Origin of the sequence: Halalkalibacter lacteus (genome assembly GCF_036663595.1) — a bacterium.
GTDB lineage: Bacteria > Bacillota > Bacilli > Bacillales > Bacillaceae_D > Halalkalibacter > Halalkalibacter lacteus.
Map to the genome: position 1 here is coordinate 1 of NZ_JAWRVL010000452.1, position 237 is coordinate 237.

The following is a 237-nucleotide window of genomic DNA, read 5'->3' on the forward strand; positions in this document are numbered from 1 at the left end:
TTAGTTACCTCTACAAATTCCGTCAAAACAGAATCATAGACTTTTCCAGACCCACTCATGTAAATGGTTACTGACTTTATTTGATGTGACTCTTAAATATCCCTATGTTTTTTCATTTTCACCAATTTAAGTTTAGGTAACTTGATATGACCATCCAAAATGTAAATGTTTCCATTCTCAACGTTCGTTGTATAAGAGTTTTTATGTTTCTTGCTCTTGAATTTCGGGAAATTCGCG

1 pseudogene is annotated in these 237 nt (G+C 32.9%); it reads right to left on the minus strand.

Features of this window, described 5'->3' with window-relative positions:
* Positions 1 to 237, minus strand: a pseudogene (locus SAZ04_RS22985) (RNA-guided endonuclease TnpB family protein); the annotation flags it as partial.